The organism is Palleronia sp. THAF1, assembly GCF_009363795.1.
Lineage (GTDB): Bacteria > Pseudomonadota > Alphaproteobacteria > Rhodobacterales > Rhodobacteraceae > Palleronia.
Map to the genome: position 1 here is coordinate 933,976 of NZ_CP045420.1, position 14,468 is coordinate 948,443.

A 14,468-nucleotide genomic window follows, 5' to 3' on the forward strand; every position below is an offset into this window, starting at 1 on the left:
CTGCACACATCCACTAGGCCAGGCGCGAATCACCTTTATCGTGTGGAACGATGCCGCTCAGGGTAGCGTTTGCACCCCATCGCCGTTTGTATCATCCTGACGGCAACCAATCAGGAGACCACCCATGCCGCGTCGCCCCCTTCGCCTTGTCATCGCTACCGCACTCGTCCTTGGCTCTGCCGCCACGGCGCAGACCGTCGACCCGAATGCAGCCGCGCGCGCCGTCGCTCAGCCGCCGTCGCCCGCCGCCGTCGCGCAGGCCCTGGACGGGATGCGCGGTCAGCAATTCGCGCAGCTCCGCGACTCTGGTCTGACGGTGCGCGGAGCGCAGGCGCAAGGTGATCAACTGGTTCTGTCGCTGCGGGATTCCAAGCGCGCCTCTGAATACGGGCCTGCCGCGCGCGAAGGGTATGCCATCGTCGCCGACCGCAACATCCGCGCCCCGCTCTGCGCGGACCCGGTGCTAAGCGCCTTTGTCGCGCGCTACGGCATCACGACGGTCATCACCACACGTGACAACCAGCCCCTCGCGAACGTCGCGATCGACCGCTGCTAGGACGAACCGGCCCGTTCAAACGGACGATCAACTGGACTCTGGGCGGCACCGTTACGATATAGTGTGGCATGAGCCTGCCCCCCGGATTCCTGGACGAATTGCGCACGCGCGTCAGCCTGTCTCAGGTCGTCGGGCGCAAGGTGATGTGGGACATGCGCAAGTCCCAGCAGGGCAAGGGCGATATGTGGTCGCCTTGTCCGTTCCACCAGGAAAAGACGGCCAGCTTCCACGTCGATGACCGCAAGGGCTTCTACTATTGCTTCGGCTGCCACGCGAAGGGCGACGCGATCACCTTCGTGATCGAGACAGAGAACGTCCCCTTCATAGAGGCGGTGAAGATCCTGGCCGACGAGGCCGGGATGCAGATGCCCGAACGCGATCCACAGGCGCAGCAGAAAGCCGACCGGCGCACTCAGCTATCTGACGTGATGGAAGAGGCGGTGAAGTTCTACCGCCTGCAATTGCAAACGGGCGCAGGGGCAGAGGCACGGCGCTATCTGGACGGACGCGGACTGGACGCAGAGGCGCAGGCGCGGTGGGAGCTGGGCTTTGCGCCCGACGACTGGCGCCGCCTCGGTGCGCACCTGCGTGAGAAGGGCATCGCGCCCGATCTGATCGCAGCCGCCGGGTTGGAGAAGACGAGCAGCAAGGGCGGCGAACCCTATGACGTGTTCCGCAACCGCATCATGTTCCCGATCCGCGACGCGCGCGGACGCGCCATCGCCTTCGGTGGCCGCGCAATGGACCCGAACGACAACGCCAAATATCTGAACTCGCCGGAGACAGAGCTCTTCGATAAGGGCCGTCAGCTTTACAACATAGGCAACGCAAGGTCGGCGGCTGGCCGTGATGCACAGCTTATCGTGGCCGAAGGCTACATGGATGTGATCGCCTTGGCCGAAGCCGGGTTCGCCGCGACAGTTGCCCCATTGGGCACCGCGATCACCGAGGAACAGTTACGCCTGATGTGGCGCATCCACCCCGAACCCGTCATCGCGCTGGACGGCGACACCGCCGGTCAACGCGCCGCCTTGCGCGCCATGGATCTTGCCCTGCCGCTACTGGAAGCGGGCCAGTCGCTGCGCTTTTGCCTGATGCCCGAAGGGCAGGACCCCGACGATCTGCTTAAAGCCAAGGGGGCAGGGGCGATGCAGGCCCTGTTGGCGCAGGCACGCCCCATGGTCGATCTGCTGTGGCAACGAGAGACCGAGGGCAAAGCGCTCGATAGCCCCGAACGCCGCGCTGCGCTCGACAAGGCGCTGCGCGCGGCATTGGAGCGGATCAAGGACGGCTCTATCCGCAGCCATTACGCCGAAGCCATAAAGGAGCGGCGCTATCAGTTGTTCCATCCGCGCAAGCCATGGGTGCCGCGTGGCAAAGCGCGCCCGCTGGATGGTTCTCGCGCCAGCACGCGCGGCTCGGAGCTGGCCACCGGGGCCGCCGGAGCAGGGGTCCTGCATGAAACGGTGATGCTGGCGCTGCTGCTGCGCCACCCCCGCATGATAGAGGTGTTCGAGCCCGCACTGGCCCGCGCCGAATGCGAGGACCCACGCAATGCGGCCCTTCTGCGCGCCATGCTGACGACCGAGCCTGCCGATCCTGACGCGTGGTCCGAGCAATTGGAGTCACTCTGCGGGGCTGAGGCCCTTGAAAAGCTGCGCACGGCCCGCCACCTCGACGTGGTGCCCGCATTGCGTTCGGATGACCCGGACATGGCGCGGGACTGCCTTGCAGAGACCCTTTCCAAACTGGCTGCCCGTCGCGGGGCCGCGCGCGAAATCCAAGAGGCGCTGGATGATATCTCTGCTGTTCAGGACGAGGCACTGACATGGCGGCTGGCCCAGGCCGCCGCTGCCTTGGACCAGTCGGACAAGGCGCAGAACGAAGATAAAGGACGATTCGAGTTGGCACCGAACGGCGTCCAACTAGATCGTGACGAGAGAGATCACTTCAAGGCGCTGCTCGATAGTATGGGTTTCTCGGACGGGCAGGACGGAAAGGGTGGTGCAGGCTCTGGGTAACATCGTCGGAGTTTGCTAAACGAATCAGGCTAAACGATATGCGAATCAGTGATTCGGTCTATGATTCGCAAAACGGGGACGATGCGCGGGGCAAAAGTTCGCAGCGTCGCCGATCCGAAGAAGGGGAAAGCCGCATGGCTGCCAAGGATACGAACGAAGAGCGTAAGGACGATCAGGACGGCGAGGTCATGCTCGACATGAGCCAGACCGCCGTGAAGAAGATGATCGCGGACGCCCGTGAACGCGGATACATTACCTACGACCAGTTGAACGCGGTTCTCCCGCCCGAGCAGGTCAGCTCGGAGCAGATCGAGGACGTGATGTCGATGCTGTCCGAAATGGGCATCAACGTCATCGAAGACGACGAGGTCGAGGAAGAAGAGAAGAAGTCGACCGACGTCGCCACGCGCAACGACGCGCGTGATGTCGCTGTTTCCACTGCCGAATCCGAAAAGCTGGATCGTACCGACGATCCCGTCCGCATGTACCTGCGTGAGATGGGATCGGTCGAGTTGCTAAGCCGCGAGGGCGAGATCGCCATCGCCAAGCGGATCGAGGCCGGTCGCAACACGATGATCGCGGGCCTATGCGAAAGCCCGCTGACCTTCCAGGCGATCACGATCTGGCGCGACGAACTTCTGTCCGAAGACATCCTGCTGCGCGACGTCATCGATCTGGAAACCACCTTCGGCCGCTCGATGGGCGAAGAGGGCGAGGAGCCTGTGGTATCCGAACTCGGCTCGACCCCGCAGGGCGTTGCCCCACCGCAAAAGGCCCCCGCACCGAAAGAAGACGTCGACGCCGACGGCAATGCTCTGTCCGAAGGCGAAGATGAGGACGACGACGAGGACGAGCAGGCCAACCTGTCGCTTGCCGCGATGGAGGCCGCTCTGAAGCCGCGCGTGCTGGAAATGCTCGACGCCATTGCGGACGACTATGCGCAACTGGCCGAGATGCAGGATCTGCGCATGTCCGCCACGCTGAACGAGGACGGCTCGTTCACCAAGGGCGCGGAAGAGAAATACCAAAAGCTGCGGTCCGAGATCGTCGTGCTGGTGAAAGAACTTCACCTGCACAACAACCGTATCGAAGCGCTGATCGACCAGCTTTACGGCATCAATCGCAAGATCATGTCCATCGATTCCGCGATGGTGAAGCTGGCCGACCAGGCCCGCATCAACCGTCGTGAATTCGTCGAGGCCTATCGCGGCTACGAGCTCGATCCTGGCTGGATGGAGCGCATTGCCGAGAAGCCCGGTCGTGGCTGGCAGTCGCTGCTGGAACGTTCCACCGACAAGATAGAGGAACTGCGCGGAGAGATGGCGCAGGTCGGCCAGTACGTCGGCGTCGATATTTCTGAATTCCGCCGAATCGTGCAGCAGGTCCAGAAGGGCGAGAAAGAAGCCCGTCAGGCCAAGAAGGAAATGGTCGAAGCAAACCTGCGTCTCGTCATCTCCATCGCCAAGAAATACACGAACCGCGGTCTGCAATTCCTTGATCTCATTCAGGAAGGCAACATCGGTCTGATGAAGGCCGTCGATAAATTCGAATACCGCCGCGGCTACAAGTTCAGCACCTATGCGACGTGGTGGATCCGTCAGGCGATCACCCGCTCGATTGCCGACCAAGCCCGCACGATCCGCATCCCGGTCCACATGATCGAGACAATCAACAAGCTGGTCCGCACCGGTCGCCAGATGCTGCACGAAATCGGTCGTGAGCCGACGCCGGAAGAGATGGCCGACAAGCTGCAGATGCCGCTTGAGAAGGTTCGCAAGGTGATGAAGATCGCCAAGGAGCCGATCAGTCTTGAGACGCCCATCGGCGATGAGGAAGACAGCCAGCTTGGCGACTTCATCGAGGACAAGAATGCCGTCCTGCCGCTGGACTCGGCCATTCAGGAGAACCTGAAGGAAACGACGACACGGGTTCTGGCTTCTCTGACTCCGCGTGAGGAACGCGTGCTGCGCATGCGCTTCGGCATCGGCATGAACACCGACCACACGCTGGAGGAGGTCGGCCAGCAGTTCAGCGTGACCCGCGAGCGCATCCGTCAGATCGAGGCGAAAGCGTTGCGCAAGCTCAAGCATCCGTCGCGTTCCCGCAAGCTGCGCTCGTTCCTGGATCAGTAATGTCGATCTTCGGCAAACTCTTCGGCGGCAAAAGCAAAACGCCGCAGGACCTTCCGGGTGAGGAGCACAAGGGCTACACGATCCGCCCTGCGCCCGTCGCGGCAGAGGGCGGATACCGTATCGCCGCTGACATCGAGAAGGACGGTCGCACTCACCATATGGTGCGCGCCGACGTGGTGATGGGAGAGGGCGAGGCGCGCTCTGCCTCTGTCGCCAAGGCGCGTCAGGTCATCGATCAGCTGGGTGAGGATATCTTTCGCTAGATCCGACGTCCCGGTCGGCACGCGCGGTCCTGCGTTTGCGCCAAAGGGACCGGGTGATCAGCAGCGACAGAATCAGAGTGGCGCCCCCGGCGATAACCCACCCCATCGGCATGTAACCGAACACGGCATTCATCAGGTTGCCGATCTCGTGCCCGACTCCGATCAAGACCAAGGCCCAGCACGTGCAGGCCAGTGCCATCAGGCCTGCATAGGCTGGCGCTGATATCGCATTGGCGGCACCGATGCTGACCGGGATGACCGTTCGCGATCCGGGAATGAACCGGGACGCGAAGGCCAATACGTAGGGGCGGGCGAACACACGCCGCTGGATGCCTTGGGTCCGCCGGTCGGACAGGATGCGCCGCACGAACCGTGTGCGATTGCCCAGACGCCCGATGGTGTAGACCATCATGTCGGCGCAGAAACCGCCCAGCGCAGCAGCGGCGACAACGGGCCAGAACCGGAAGACACCCCGGTGTTCCAGCACACCGGCCCCCAATGCCACGGCGTCGCCTTCGATGAAGGTGCCGAGCGTCACGAACCAAAGCCCGTGTTCCTGCAAGAGCGCATCTATATTCATTGCGGTGGTCGCGTTCGGGTCGGGGGATCTCCCTGCGATCCCATGTTTCGCGGCGCCGGTCCAGACGCTCTAGGTGCGATTGGCCTGGTTCGGGTCGCTGGTGCTGCCTGGTCCTGTGTTCGGATCGTCGGGATCGCTATGATCTGGCTTCCGTTTAGGCGTCACCGGCTCTTTTTCAGGCAAGCCGGTGCGCGTCGCTTGATTGGGATCATCGGTGCTGCCCGGCCCACTCGTCGCATCATCGTTATCAGACATGGTTTCTCCTTTCGGCGTTTCGGCGCTACCTTCGACGAAATAGCCGCCGAACGGGCGGTGACGCCGGACAAAAGGACACATGCCATGCTCCGCTCCCTGTTGATCGTTGCTGCCTTTGCGGCGGCTTCCCCCGCCGCTGCCTTCCGGGCAGAGAACGGCCTGACCGTCGAGCCGGTGGACAATGCGACCTTCTACATCCCGTGGCGCGGCCAGTCCGGTGCCCGCCATTTCTGGTGCGCTGCCGGAGATTACGTGATCCGCGAACTCGGTCTGCCGACCAGCACCGACATCTACCGCTACGATGCGCCGGTCCGTCAGCAGGGCGAGGGTATCCGCTTCGGCTTCGACCCCAATCGCGCGACGGCCACAGGTTTGCTGCGCGTACAGGGCGGCAAGAGCCTGAACGCCGCCTACGCCCGCACGTTCTGCAACGAGCGGCTGTTCGACCGGTGACCAGCACCGTCTTGCATATCGCGACCAACGGTCCGGGCCTCTACGAGATTACGGATCAGGTCGCCGGGCAGCTATCGGGCGATGATGGCATTCTGACACTGTTCGTGCGGCACACGTCCTGTTCGTTGTTGATCCAAGAAAACGCCGATCCCGACGTTCAGCGCGATCTGATGGCGTGGATCGAGCGGCTGGTGCCGCGCGCCGATGAGCCGGACATGCGCTACCTGCGCCACCGTTCCGAAGGGCCGGATGACATGCCGGCCCACATCAAGGCCGCGCATCTGCCGGTATCACTGTCGATCCCTGTGGTGGGAGGTCGGATGCAGTTAGGCACGTGGCAGGGCATCTACCTGTGGGAACACCGCGACGCGCCCCATGATCGGACAGTCGCCGCGATGTTCATCCCGGCCTAGCGCCAGGCCCCGCACATGGGGCCGCGGGGCGTTCGGATCAGGCGAGGTTCGCGTCGTCGTCCAGAATGAAGGTCACCATCAGGTTCACCTGATACTGTGCGACCTTTCCGTTCTCGACGGTCACGCTCTGCTCTTTGACCCAAGCGCTTTTGACATTGCGCAGGGTCTTGGCGGACCGTTCGATGCCCTTTGCGACGGCATCGTCGAAGCTGGTCTCGGAGACGGCAGAGATTTCGGTAACGCGGGCGATGGTCATGGTTACGTCCTTGGGTTGGTGGCCACGGGGGTGTGACACCTTGTCCAACGGCCCCGAGCCGCTCTAGTTCTGCGGCATCAGGAAGATTTCGCGCACCGCCGCGCGTGGATCGGCTTGGATCGCGTGCATAACGGCGTCCGCCACATCCTCGGGCTGCAACTTGTCGGGCTTGCCTTCGTCGAAGAACGCGGTGTCCACCATCCCCGGCGCGATCACGGTGCAGCGTCCGCCCCATTCGCGCATCTCATCGGCCATATTGCCTGCGTAGCCGTGTACGAACCACTTTGTCGCGCCGTAGATCGACCCGCTGATATGCATGCGCCCCGCCGCCGATCCGGTCAGCACCAAGGTGCCCTTGGTCTTCTTCAGCTCCGGCAGAACGGTGCGCGCTGTCCAGAGCAGGCCGGTCACGTTCAGCGCGATCATGCCTTCGATGTCGGCCTCGTCGCCCTCCACCGTGCCCGCCTTCGACATACCGCGCCCTGCGTTGGCGAAGGCGGCATCTATCCCGCCGAACTGGCTGGCGGCTTGGGCCACCGCGTGCTCCAACTCGCCCAGATTGGTGGCGTCACCGGGCAGGGCCATCGCCTGTGACCCGATATCGGCCGCCAGTGCCTCCAGCTTGTCGGCAGAGCGCGCGAACAGCGCCACGTTCCAGCCCGCCTTGGCGGCGGCGCGCGCGGTCGCCGCTCCGATGCCGGAACTCGCGCCGGTGATGAAAAGCGTCTTTGGCATGGGTCATCTCCTGTGATTTCGCAGCCCAACGTGGTGCGGCTGCATCGGTTCACCCCGTATCTTGGGGCAGGGCTTTTCGTGCTACCCATCGCTGGGGCCGGTCGCTATGGTCAGAGCGTCATCCACCAGACTGACCGAGGACCGACCGATGCGCTGCCCGTTTTGCGGAAACGTGGACACCCAGGTGAAGGACTCGCGTCCCGCCGAAGATCACGTCGCGATCCGACGGCGGCGCCTGTGCCCGGCCTGCGGCGGTCGCTTCACCACCTATGAGCGTGTGCAACTGCGCGATCTGGTCGTCGTGAAGACCAACGGACGGCGCGAGGATTTCGACCGCGACAAGCTGGAACGCTCGGTCCGCATCTCAATGCAGAAGCGTCCGGTAGAGCCCGAGCGCGTCGATCAGATGGTCTCGGGCATCATCCGGCGGTTGGAATCGATGGGAGAGACCGACATTCAGTCGAAGGTCATCGGTGAGATCGTCATGGAAAGCCTCGCCCGGATCGACACGGTCGCCTTCGTGCGCTTTGCCAGTGTCTACAAGAACTTCCAGGCCGCCGACGATTTTGACAAGTTCGTCAGCGAGTTGCGCCCGACCGCCAAGCCCGAAGGGTGAGTGACGCGGGCCACATGGCCCACGCGCTGGCACTGGGACGGCGCGGCCAGGGCGCAACCTGGCCAAACCCTGCTGTTGGCTGCGTGATCACCCGCGATGGTCGCGTCGTTGGCCGGGGCTGGACCCAACCCGGAGGCCGCCCGCACGCTGAAGTCGTTGCCATTGCACAGGCTGGAAGCGCCGCAAGGGGGGCGACCGCCTACGTCAGCCTTGAACCCTGCGCCCACCACGGTCGAACGCCTCCTTGCGCCGAAGCGCTCATCGCCGCTGGTGTCGTCCGCGTGGTCACCGCGCTTGAAGACCCGGACCCCCGCGTCGCCGGTCGCGGTCACGCGATGTTGCGCGCGGCCGGGGTAGAAGTGGTCGAAGGCGTCGGCAGTGCAGAGGCGGGTCATGACCAAATTGGTTTCCTGACGCGGGTTACACGAAACCGGCCCATGGTGACGCTGAAACTGGCCACGTCGCTCGACGGACGCATCGCCACCGCCAGCGGCGAAAGCCAGTGGATCACCGGGCCGGACGCGCGTCGCGCGGTGCATGGCATGCGGCTGACCCATGACGCCGTGCTGGTCGGCGGCGGCACCGCGCGCGCCGACGATCCGCGCCTGACGGTGCGCGACTTCGGCCCGGTGCGCCAACCCATCCGCATCATCGCGGCCCGCAAGCTCGACTTGCCGATGGATGGTGCGCTGTGGGTCTCCGTTCCCGATGCTCCCTTGTGGCTGTTGCACGGGTCAGAGGCCGACCCAACCCGCATCGCGGCATGGACCGAACAAGGCGCACGCTGCATCCCGATCCCGGTCATCAAGGGCCACCTCGACCCTGCATCCATGCTTGCAACCCTCGGTGAAGAGGGCATGACGCGAATCTTCTGCGAAGGCGGCGGCAGCCTGGCCGGGTCACTCATGCACGCAGACCTCGTGGATCGGCTCGTCACATTTCAGGCTGGCGTGATGCTCGGGGCCGAAGGCCAACCCGCGATCGCCGCCCTTGGCATCGACGCACTGAACCAGGCGCAACGCTTCGAGCTACACGACACTCGACGGATCGGGGCGGACATCGTCTCACACTGGTCGCGCCGCCCCTGACTTCATCGTTCCCCAAATACCTCGGGGGAGCCGCGCAGCGGCGGGGGCAGCGCCCCACCAACCACAGCTTAAAAGAACGCCTGCAGCCCCGTTTGCGACCGGCCCAGGATCAGGGCGTGCACGTCGTGCGTGCCCTCATAGGTGTTCACCGTCTCCAGATTGATCATGTGGCGCATCACCGGATATTCCTCGGAAATCCCGTTGCCGCCGTGCATGTCACGCGAGACGCGAGCGATGTCCAAGGCCTTGCCGCAGTTGTTGCGCTTCATCAGGCTGATCAGCTCGGGCGCAGCGGTGCCGTCGTCGATCATGCGACCAAGGCGCAAAGACCCGTTCAGCCCCAGCGTAATCTCGGTCTGCATGTCCGCCAGCTTTTTCTGGAACAGCTGCGTTCCGGCCAGCGGCTTGTCGAACTGCTTACGCTCCAACCCGTAGGACCGCGCGGCGTGCCAGCAGGCTTCAGCCGCGCCCATCGCACCCCAGGAAATGCCGTAGCGCGCGCGGTTCAGGCAGCCGAACGGACCCTTCAGGCCCTGCACGTTCGGCAGCAGCGCGTCTTCACCGACGTGAACGTCCTTCATCACGATCTCGCCCGTGGTCGAAGCGCGCAAGGACAGCTTACCGCCGATCTTCGGCGCGCTTAGCCCGTCCATCCCCTTTTCCAGCACGAAGCCCCGAATCTTGTTGTCATGCGCTTCGGACTTCGCCCACACCACGAAAACATCGGCGAAGGGCGAGTTCGAAATCCACATCTTCGCGCCGTTGATCACGTAGCCATCGACAGTCTTCTTCGCGACGGTCTTCATGCCAGCGGGATCGGACCCGGCGTCGGGTTCGGTCAGGCCGAAGCAGCCGATCAACTCACCACTGGCAAGGCCGGGCAGATATTTCTGCTTCTGCTCTTCCGACCCATAGGCGTGGATCGGATACATCACGAGGCTCGACTGCACCGACATCATCGAGCGGTAGCCCGAATCCACGCGCTCGACCTCGCGCGCGACAAGTCCATACGTCACGTAGTTCGCGCCCAGCCCGCCGTATTCCTCTGGCACGGTCACGCCCAGCAGGCCCGCTTCGCCCATCATCGGGAACAGCTCTGGCGCTGCGGTCTCGTTGCTGTAGGCCTCACGGACGCGCGGTTGCAGAACGTCCTGCGCAAACTGGCGTGCGGCGTCGCGCAGCATACGCTCGTCTTCCGTCAGCTGGGTTTCCAGCAGCATCGGGTCGGCCCAGTCAAAGCTTCCAAGCTCGGGTCCGTGTCCCTGGGTGTCCTTGGGCATGTCAGTCTCCTTATCAGGCGGTTTTGGCGTCATGCGCCGCGATCTTGTCGGCGAAGGCCGTCAGTATCTTGTGCTTCAGTATCTTGCCCGTGGCGGCGGCGGGCAGGGCATCCACCACGAAGATGGCTGTCGGCCTTTTATATGCAGACAACGTGGCTGCCGTGAAATCGGTCAAATCGCGCGGATCGACGCCAGCTGCGGTGGGCACGACGAACGCCAGCACATCTTCGTTGCCGTTGCGCATCCGGCCCACGACGGCGGATTGTACGACGTTGGGATGATCGTTCAAGGCGGCCTCGACCTCTGGCGGGTAGACGTTGAAGCCGGATCGGATGATCAGTTCTTTCTTGCGCCCCACCACATGCAAGCGGCTTTGCGCGTCGATCTGGCCAAGATCGCCGGTGGACAGCCATCCGTCCGCGTCCAGCGTCTCTGCGGTCTGGTCCGGTGCGCGGTAGTAGCCCTTCATTACATGCGGGCCCCGTGTCTGGATTTCGCCCACACCGGCGGCGTCGGGCCCGTCGATACGGATTTCGACCCCCGGCAAGGGCGGCCCGACGCTGGTGTCCGGGTCGCCGATGGCGTTCTGCGTCGCGCAGACTCCGGCGGTGGATTCCGTCATGCCGTAGCCGTTCTGCAGGGGAAGGCCGTAGAACGCCTCTGCCTTGCGCTTCCATGCCGGATCGAGCGGGGCGGCACCGCTGGAAACGTAGCGCAGGGGCGCATCTTGCAGCGTGTCGATCCCCTGTTCGGCGGTGTGCGCCATCAGCACAGCGTGCATCTGCGGCACCGCCGGCAGGATCGTCGCGCCACCTTGCAAGGCGGCGAGCAGCTTTGCGGGCGAGAACCGCGCTTCCAGTTCCACTTCTGCGCCCGCGACCGCGCCGGCGGTCAGCATAGAGGCCATGCCGAACACATGCGTCAGCGGCAGCGCGCCATATAGACGTTCTGACGGGCCCATGGCGCGCAGGGTGGCAGAGGCGTCACCGGCGAAGTTCAGGTTGCCGTGCGTCAGCATGACGCCCTTCGGATCGCCCGTGGTGCCGGTGGTGTAGAGGATCAGCGCGACGTCGCTGGCCTCTTCGCGGCGGGCATTCGGATCCGTGGCCAGCATGACGGTGCCGAAGCCGGTGGTCAGCGTCTTGGCGCCCGCCGCTTCGCCATGTTTCCCCGCATCGGGTGACGCGTCGGTGGTGTAGATCGTGACGCGTGGGGATGCGTGTGCGGCGATGCGCTCCAGCTCCGGTCCGGACATCCGCGCGTTGACGGGCACGGTGATCGCACCGATGCGACTTGCGGCGAAGTGCACGGCTGCAATCGCGGCGCAATTCTCTGCGACCAGCATGATCCGGTCGCCGGGGCCTGCGCCGTTGCTTTCCAGGAGTTCGGCAGCCTCCAACGTCGCATCTTGGTAGGCGGCCCAATCCCACGTGATCCCGTTCGAATCCCGCAGGGCAGGGGCATCGGGACGCTCCTTCGCGTGGCGGTCGATATGGTCATGGATGGGGGTCATGCGCGCAGACCTCCGAACTTGGGGGTGCGTTTCTCCATGAAGGCAGAGATACCCTCTACCGCTTCCGGCCCGCCTTGCGCGCGGGCCATGGCATCACGCTCTGCGTCGAGTTGATCGTCGAGCGTTGCGTCGCGGGCGGATTGGGCCAGCCGTTTGATCCGCACCTGCGCCTCACGTGGGCCGTGGCCCAACGCGTGCGCCATCTTGCGGGACTCGGACACGGCGTCGCCCGGTGCGCACAGCTGGCTGACAGCGCCCAGCGCGAACAGGCGTTCGGCGGTGATGGGTGCTCCGGTCAGAAGCAGGGGCATAAGTGTGGCCACTGGCAGGGCGCGGGCGAGCGCGTGGGTCAGACCGCCGTCGGGCACAAGGCCCGCCTTCACGTAAGCCGCCGAAAACGTAGTTCCTTCGGCGGCGATCAGCACGTCGCAGGCGGCGGCCAGCGACCAACCAGCGCCCGCCGCGCCGCCTTCGACGGCGGCGATCACGGGGCAGGGGCAGTCGCGGATGGCGCGGATCACGTCGTGCAGGGCATCAATCTTCGCGGCCCGCTCGCGCTTGGGCAATTCGGCGCGGGTGGCCAGCGTATTCAGGTCGCCGCCCGCGCAGAAGAAGTCGCCTTCGCCCGCAAGGATCACCGCGCCGACGGTGCCGTCCGCATTGGCCGCGGCGCAGGCCTCTATCACCGCCGCGTAGTATTCGGGCGTCAGCGCGTTGCGCTTGGCGGCATTGCAGTTCCACACGATCACCGCATGGTCGCCGGTGTCGATCCGGGCGCTCATCGCTTCGACCTTGGTTTGAACACGCCCGTGCCGGTGGCGATGATCGTCCCGTCCGAACGCGTGATGCGACCGTCGATGAATTTCGTCTTGTAGCCACCGCCGGTCAGCCAACCCTCGGCGACCAACTCGTCGCCCGGCTCGGCAGAAGCCAGGAATTGCGTCGTCAGCGACAGCGTCACCATCGGATGAAGGCCGCTGTCATCGACCGACAGCGACCCCGTCGCCCCCATCGCATTGTCCAGCATCACCGCCGCCAAGCCGCCATGGAACGCGCCGTGGCGGTTGGTGTGCCGCTCGTCCAGTGTCAGGCGGCAACGCGCGCGCCCGTCGCCGCCCGACACGTCGAGCACGTAGCCCAACGTGCGCTGGGTGCCGGTCTCGTCGATGATCACGCCATCACTCATGCCGCCCCGCGCAGCCGGGAGAAACGGCCAAGGTGATACAGAGCGTCGCCCAAGCGATGCTCTGTCATCGTGGCGCGGCGGGCGAAGTGGCCAAGGTCGTATTCCATGGTCATGCCGATGCCGCCGTGCATCTGTATCGACTCTTCCACCACCATCTTCACCGTCTGCCCGACCAGCTGCTTGGTGGCCGAGACGTGGATTTCGCGGTCCTTGCGGTCGTCATCCAGATGGCCGGCAAGGTTGATGACGGCAGAGCGTGCCTGCTCGACCTCGACGATCATGTCAGCCATGCGGAACTGCAACGCCTGAAAACGGCCGATGGGCTGGCCGAACTGGTTGCGCTGGCCAAGATAATCCATTGTCAGCTTCTTCGCCGTTTCCATCAACCCCAGCGCTTCGGCACAGAGCGCGCAGGTGGCACGGGCGTTGGCGGTCTCGATGGCCTCAAACGCTTTGCCTTCTTCCCCCAGCAGGGCATCGGCGGGAAGCGTCACGTCCGTCATCTCGATCTCTGCGCCGCGTCCGCCACCGGCGAGCGGATAGTCTCGGAGGTCCAAGCCATCGGTGCCCTTCGGCACGAGGAACAAAGAGATACCGTCGGTATCCCCGACCTCGCCGCTGGTGCGCGCCGAAACGACCAGCAGGTCGGCTTCCGCACCATTCGTGACGACCGACTTGCGGCCCGAGAGTTTCCAGCCGTCGTCCGTCTTTTCAGCTTGGGTGGACACCCGCGCCAGATCGTAGCGCGATCCCGGCTCGCCGTGGGCAAAGGCGACCTGCGTGGTGCCCGCGATGATCGCCTCAATGGCCTCTTTCTGGCTGTCGGCACCAAGGGCGGCGATCAAACCGCCGGCCAGCACGACCTCCAGCAACGGTTCGGGCGCACCGGCGCGACCCATTTCTTCGAACGTCACCATCAGGTCGAAGCCCGCGCCGCCGAAGCCGCCGTCCTCTTCGCTGAACAGCGCGCCGATCACGCCCATTTCGGCCAGTTTTTCCCACGCATCCGTGGACCAGCCGTAGTCGCCGCGCGCCAAAGCCTTCAGGTCGGTCACATCGCCCAACAGGCGACGCAGACCGTCGGACAGCATGGTCCGTTCTTCGGTATGTTCAAAGTTCAT

General features: G+C 64.4%; 17 protein-coding genes. 8 read left to right on the forward strand and 9 right to left on the reverse strand.

The window, feature by feature from the left end:
* Positions 1-124: 124 nt before the first annotated feature.
* The 4 genes from FIU81_RS04715 (at position 125) to FIU81_RS04730 (ending at position 4,972) form a co-directional block, all read left to right on the forward strand.
* On the forward strand, positions 125-556 hold the full coding sequence (locus tag FIU81_RS04715) for a hypothetical protein (RefSeq protein WP_124112346.1): 432 nt from the start codon (positions 125-127) through the stop codon (positions 554-556).
* Between the two features lie 68 nt (positions 557-624).
* A complete protein-coding gene (gene dnaG / locus FIU81_RS04720) occupies positions 625-2,577 on the forward strand; it encodes a DNA primase (RefSeq protein WP_124112347.1) in 1,953 nt (650 codons plus the stop codon).
* A gap of 134 nt (positions 2,578-2,711) precedes the next feature.
* Complete coding sequence (gene rpoD, locus FIU81_RS04725; protein WP_124112348.1) at positions 2,712-4,709, forward strand: RNA polymerase sigma factor RpoD; 1,998 nt, start codon at positions 2,712-2,714, stop codon at positions 4,707-4,709.
* On the forward strand, positions 4,709-4,972 hold the full coding sequence (locus tag FIU81_RS04730; protein ID WP_124112349.1) for an HlyU family transcriptional regulator: 264 nt from the start codon (positions 4,709-4,711) through the stop codon (positions 4,970-4,972). Before rpoD ends, FIU81_RS04730 begins: the two co-directional genes overlap by 1 nt.
* Here the strand turns inward: FIU81_RS04730 and FIU81_RS04735 are convergent.
* On the reverse strand, positions 4,938-5,552 hold the full coding sequence (locus FIU81_RS04735) for a DedA family protein (RefSeq protein WP_124112350.1): 615 nt from the start codon (positions 5,550-5,552) through the stop codon (positions 4,938-4,940). The two genes, FIU81_RS04730 and FIU81_RS04735, sit on opposite strands and share 35 nt — an antisense overlap.
* A gap of 69 nt (positions 5,553-5,621) precedes the next feature.
* A complete protein-coding gene (locus tag FIU81_RS04740; protein ID WP_124112351.1) occupies positions 5,622-5,807 on the reverse strand; it encodes a hypothetical protein in 186 nt (61 codons plus the stop codon).
* 84 nt (positions 5,808-5,891) lie between these two features.
* Between FIU81_RS04740 and FIU81_RS04745 the strand changes: the two genes are divergently transcribed.
* Both FIU81_RS04745 and FIU81_RS04750 read left to right on the forward strand, forming a co-directional pair.
* Positions 5,892-6,260 (forward strand): hypothetical protein, encoded by a 369-nt coding sequence (locus FIU81_RS04745; protein ID WP_124112352.1) that lies wholly within the window; start codon positions 5,892-5,894, stop codon positions 6,258-6,260.
* Positions 6,257-6,673, forward strand: a complete 417-nt coding sequence (locus FIU81_RS04750; protein WP_124112353.1) for a secondary thiamine-phosphate synthase enzyme YjbQ — start codon at positions 6,257-6,259, stop codon at positions 6,671-6,673. Before FIU81_RS04745 ends, FIU81_RS04750 begins: the two co-directional genes overlap by 4 nt.
* Before the next feature lie 37 nt (positions 6,674-6,710).
* On the opposite strand, the gene FIU81_RS04755 is transcribed toward FIU81_RS04750, so the two are convergent.
* Both FIU81_RS04755 and FIU81_RS04760 read right to left on the reverse strand, forming a co-directional pair.
* Complete coding sequence (locus FIU81_RS04755) at positions 6,711-6,929, reverse strand: dodecin family protein (RefSeq protein WP_124112354.1); 219 nt, start codon at positions 6,927-6,929, stop codon at positions 6,711-6,713.
* A 63-nt stretch (positions 6,930-6,992) separates the two neighbouring features.
* Positions 6,993-7,664, reverse strand: coding sequence for an SDR family oxidoreductase (locus tag FIU81_RS04760; protein ID WP_124112355.1), 672 nt, complete (start codon positions 7,662-7,664; stop codon positions 6,993-6,995).
* 148 nt (positions 7,665-7,812) lie between these two features.
* Between FIU81_RS04760 and nrdR the strand changes: the two genes are divergently transcribed.
* On the forward strand, positions 7,813-8,280 hold the full coding sequence (nrdR, locus tag FIU81_RS04765; RefSeq protein ID WP_124112356.1) for a transcriptional regulator NrdR: 468 nt from the start codon (positions 7,813-7,815) through the stop codon (positions 8,278-8,280).
* Between the two features lie 14 nt (positions 8,281-8,294).
* Positions 8,295-9,368, forward strand: coding sequence for a bifunctional diaminohydroxyphosphoribosylaminopyrimidine deaminase/5-amino-6-(5-phosphoribosylamino)uracil reductase RibD (ribD, locus tag FIU81_RS04770; RefSeq protein WP_124112469.1), 1,074 nt, complete (start codon positions 8,295-8,297; stop codon positions 9,366-9,368).
* 68 nt (positions 9,369-9,436) lie between these two features.
* On the opposite strand, the gene FIU81_RS04775 is transcribed toward ribD, so the two are convergent.
* Genes FIU81_RS04775 through FIU81_RS04795 form a run of 5 tightly spaced genes read right to left on the reverse strand, consistent with a single transcriptional unit; the run spans position 9,437 to position 14,468 of the window.
* Entirely contained in the window at positions 9,437-10,648 is a 1,212-nt protein-coding gene (locus tag FIU81_RS04775; protein WP_124112357.1) for an acyl-CoA dehydrogenase, read from the reverse strand.
* Positions 10,649-10,661: 13 nt separating this feature from the next.
* Positions 10,662-12,161, reverse strand: coding sequence for a class I adenylate-forming enzyme family protein (locus FIU81_RS04780; RefSeq protein ID WP_124112358.1), 1,500 nt, complete (start codon positions 12,159-12,161; stop codon positions 10,662-10,664).
* On the reverse strand, positions 12,158-12,943 hold the full coding sequence (locus tag FIU81_RS04785) for an oxepin-CoA hydrolase, alternative type (protein ID WP_124112359.1): 786 nt from the start codon (positions 12,941-12,943) through the stop codon (positions 12,158-12,160). The genes FIU81_RS04780 and FIU81_RS04785 overlap by 4 nt, the downstream gene beginning before the upstream one ends.
* Positions 12,940-13,347, reverse strand: coding sequence for a PaaI family thioesterase (locus FIU81_RS04790; protein WP_124112360.1), 408 nt, complete (start codon positions 13,345-13,347; stop codon positions 12,940-12,942). The genes FIU81_RS04785 and FIU81_RS04790 overlap by 4 nt, the downstream gene beginning before the upstream one ends.
* Positions 13,344-14,468 (reverse strand): acyl-CoA dehydrogenase family protein, encoded by a 1,125-nt coding sequence (locus tag FIU81_RS04795; protein ID WP_124112361.1) that lies wholly within the window; start codon positions 14,466-14,468, stop codon positions 13,344-13,346. Before FIU81_RS04795 ends, FIU81_RS04790 begins: the two co-directional genes overlap by 4 nt.

Bases quoted from the DNA above. Each gene is read 5' to 3' on its own strand.
- FIU81_RS04715 (WP_124112346.1), top strand. From the start codon at position 125: ATGCCGCGTCGCCCCCTTCGCCTTGTCATCGCTACCGCACTCGTCCTT.
- dnaG (WP_124112347.1), top strand. From the start codon at position 625: ATGAGCCTGCCCCCCGGATTCCTGGACGAATTGCGCACGCGCGTCAGC.
- rpoD (WP_124112348.1), top strand. From the start codon at position 2,712: ATGGCTGCCAAGGATACGAACGAAGAGCGTAAGGACGATCAGGACGGC.
- FIU81_RS04730 (WP_124112349.1), top strand. From the start codon at position 4,709: ATGTCGATCTTCGGCAAACTCTTCGGCGGCAAAAGCAAAACGCCGCAG.
- FIU81_RS04735 (WP_124112350.1), bottom strand. From the start codon at position 5,552: ATGAATATAGATGCGCTCTTGCAGGAACACGGGCTTTGGTTCGTGACG.
- FIU81_RS04740 (WP_124112351.1), bottom strand. From the start codon at position 5,807: ATGTCTGATAACGATGATGCGACGAGTGGGCCGGGCAGCACCGATGAT.
- FIU81_RS04745 (WP_124112352.1), top strand. From the start codon at position 5,892: ATGCTCCGCTCCCTGTTGATCGTTGCTGCCTTTGCGGCGGCTTCCCCC.
- FIU81_RS04755 (WP_124112354.1), bottom strand. From the start codon at position 6,929: ATGACCATCGCCCGCGTTACCGAAATCTCTGCCGTCTCCGAGACCAGC.
- FIU81_RS04760 (WP_124112355.1), bottom strand. From the start codon at position 7,664: ATGCCAAAGACGCTTTTCATCACCGGCGCGAGTTCCGGCATCGGAGCG.
- nrdR (WP_124112356.1), top strand. From the start codon at position 7,813: ATGCGCTGCCCGTTTTGCGGAAACGTGGACACCCAGGTGAAGGACTCG.
- ribD (WP_124112469.1), top strand. From the start codon at position 8,295: ATGGCCCACGCGCTGGCACTGGGACGGCGCGGCCAGGGCGCAACCTGG.
- FIU81_RS04775 (WP_124112357.1), bottom strand. From the start codon at position 10,648: ATGCCCAAGGACACCCAGGGACACGGACCCGAGCTTGGAAGCTTTGAC.
- FIU81_RS04780 (WP_124112358.1), bottom strand. From the start codon at position 12,161: ATGACCCCCATCCATGACCATATCGACCGCCACGCGAAGGAGCGTCCC.
- FIU81_RS04785 (WP_124112359.1), bottom strand. From the start codon at position 12,943: ATGAGCGCCCGGATCGACACCGGCGACCATGCGGTGATCGTGTGGAAC.
- FIU81_RS04790 (WP_124112360.1), bottom strand. From the start codon at position 13,347: ATGAGTGATGGCGTGATCATCGACGAGACCGGCACCCAGCGCACGTTG.
- FIU81_RS04795 (WP_124112361.1), bottom strand. From the start codon at position 14,468: ATGAACTTTGAACATACCGAAGAACGGACCATGCTGTCCGACGGTCTG.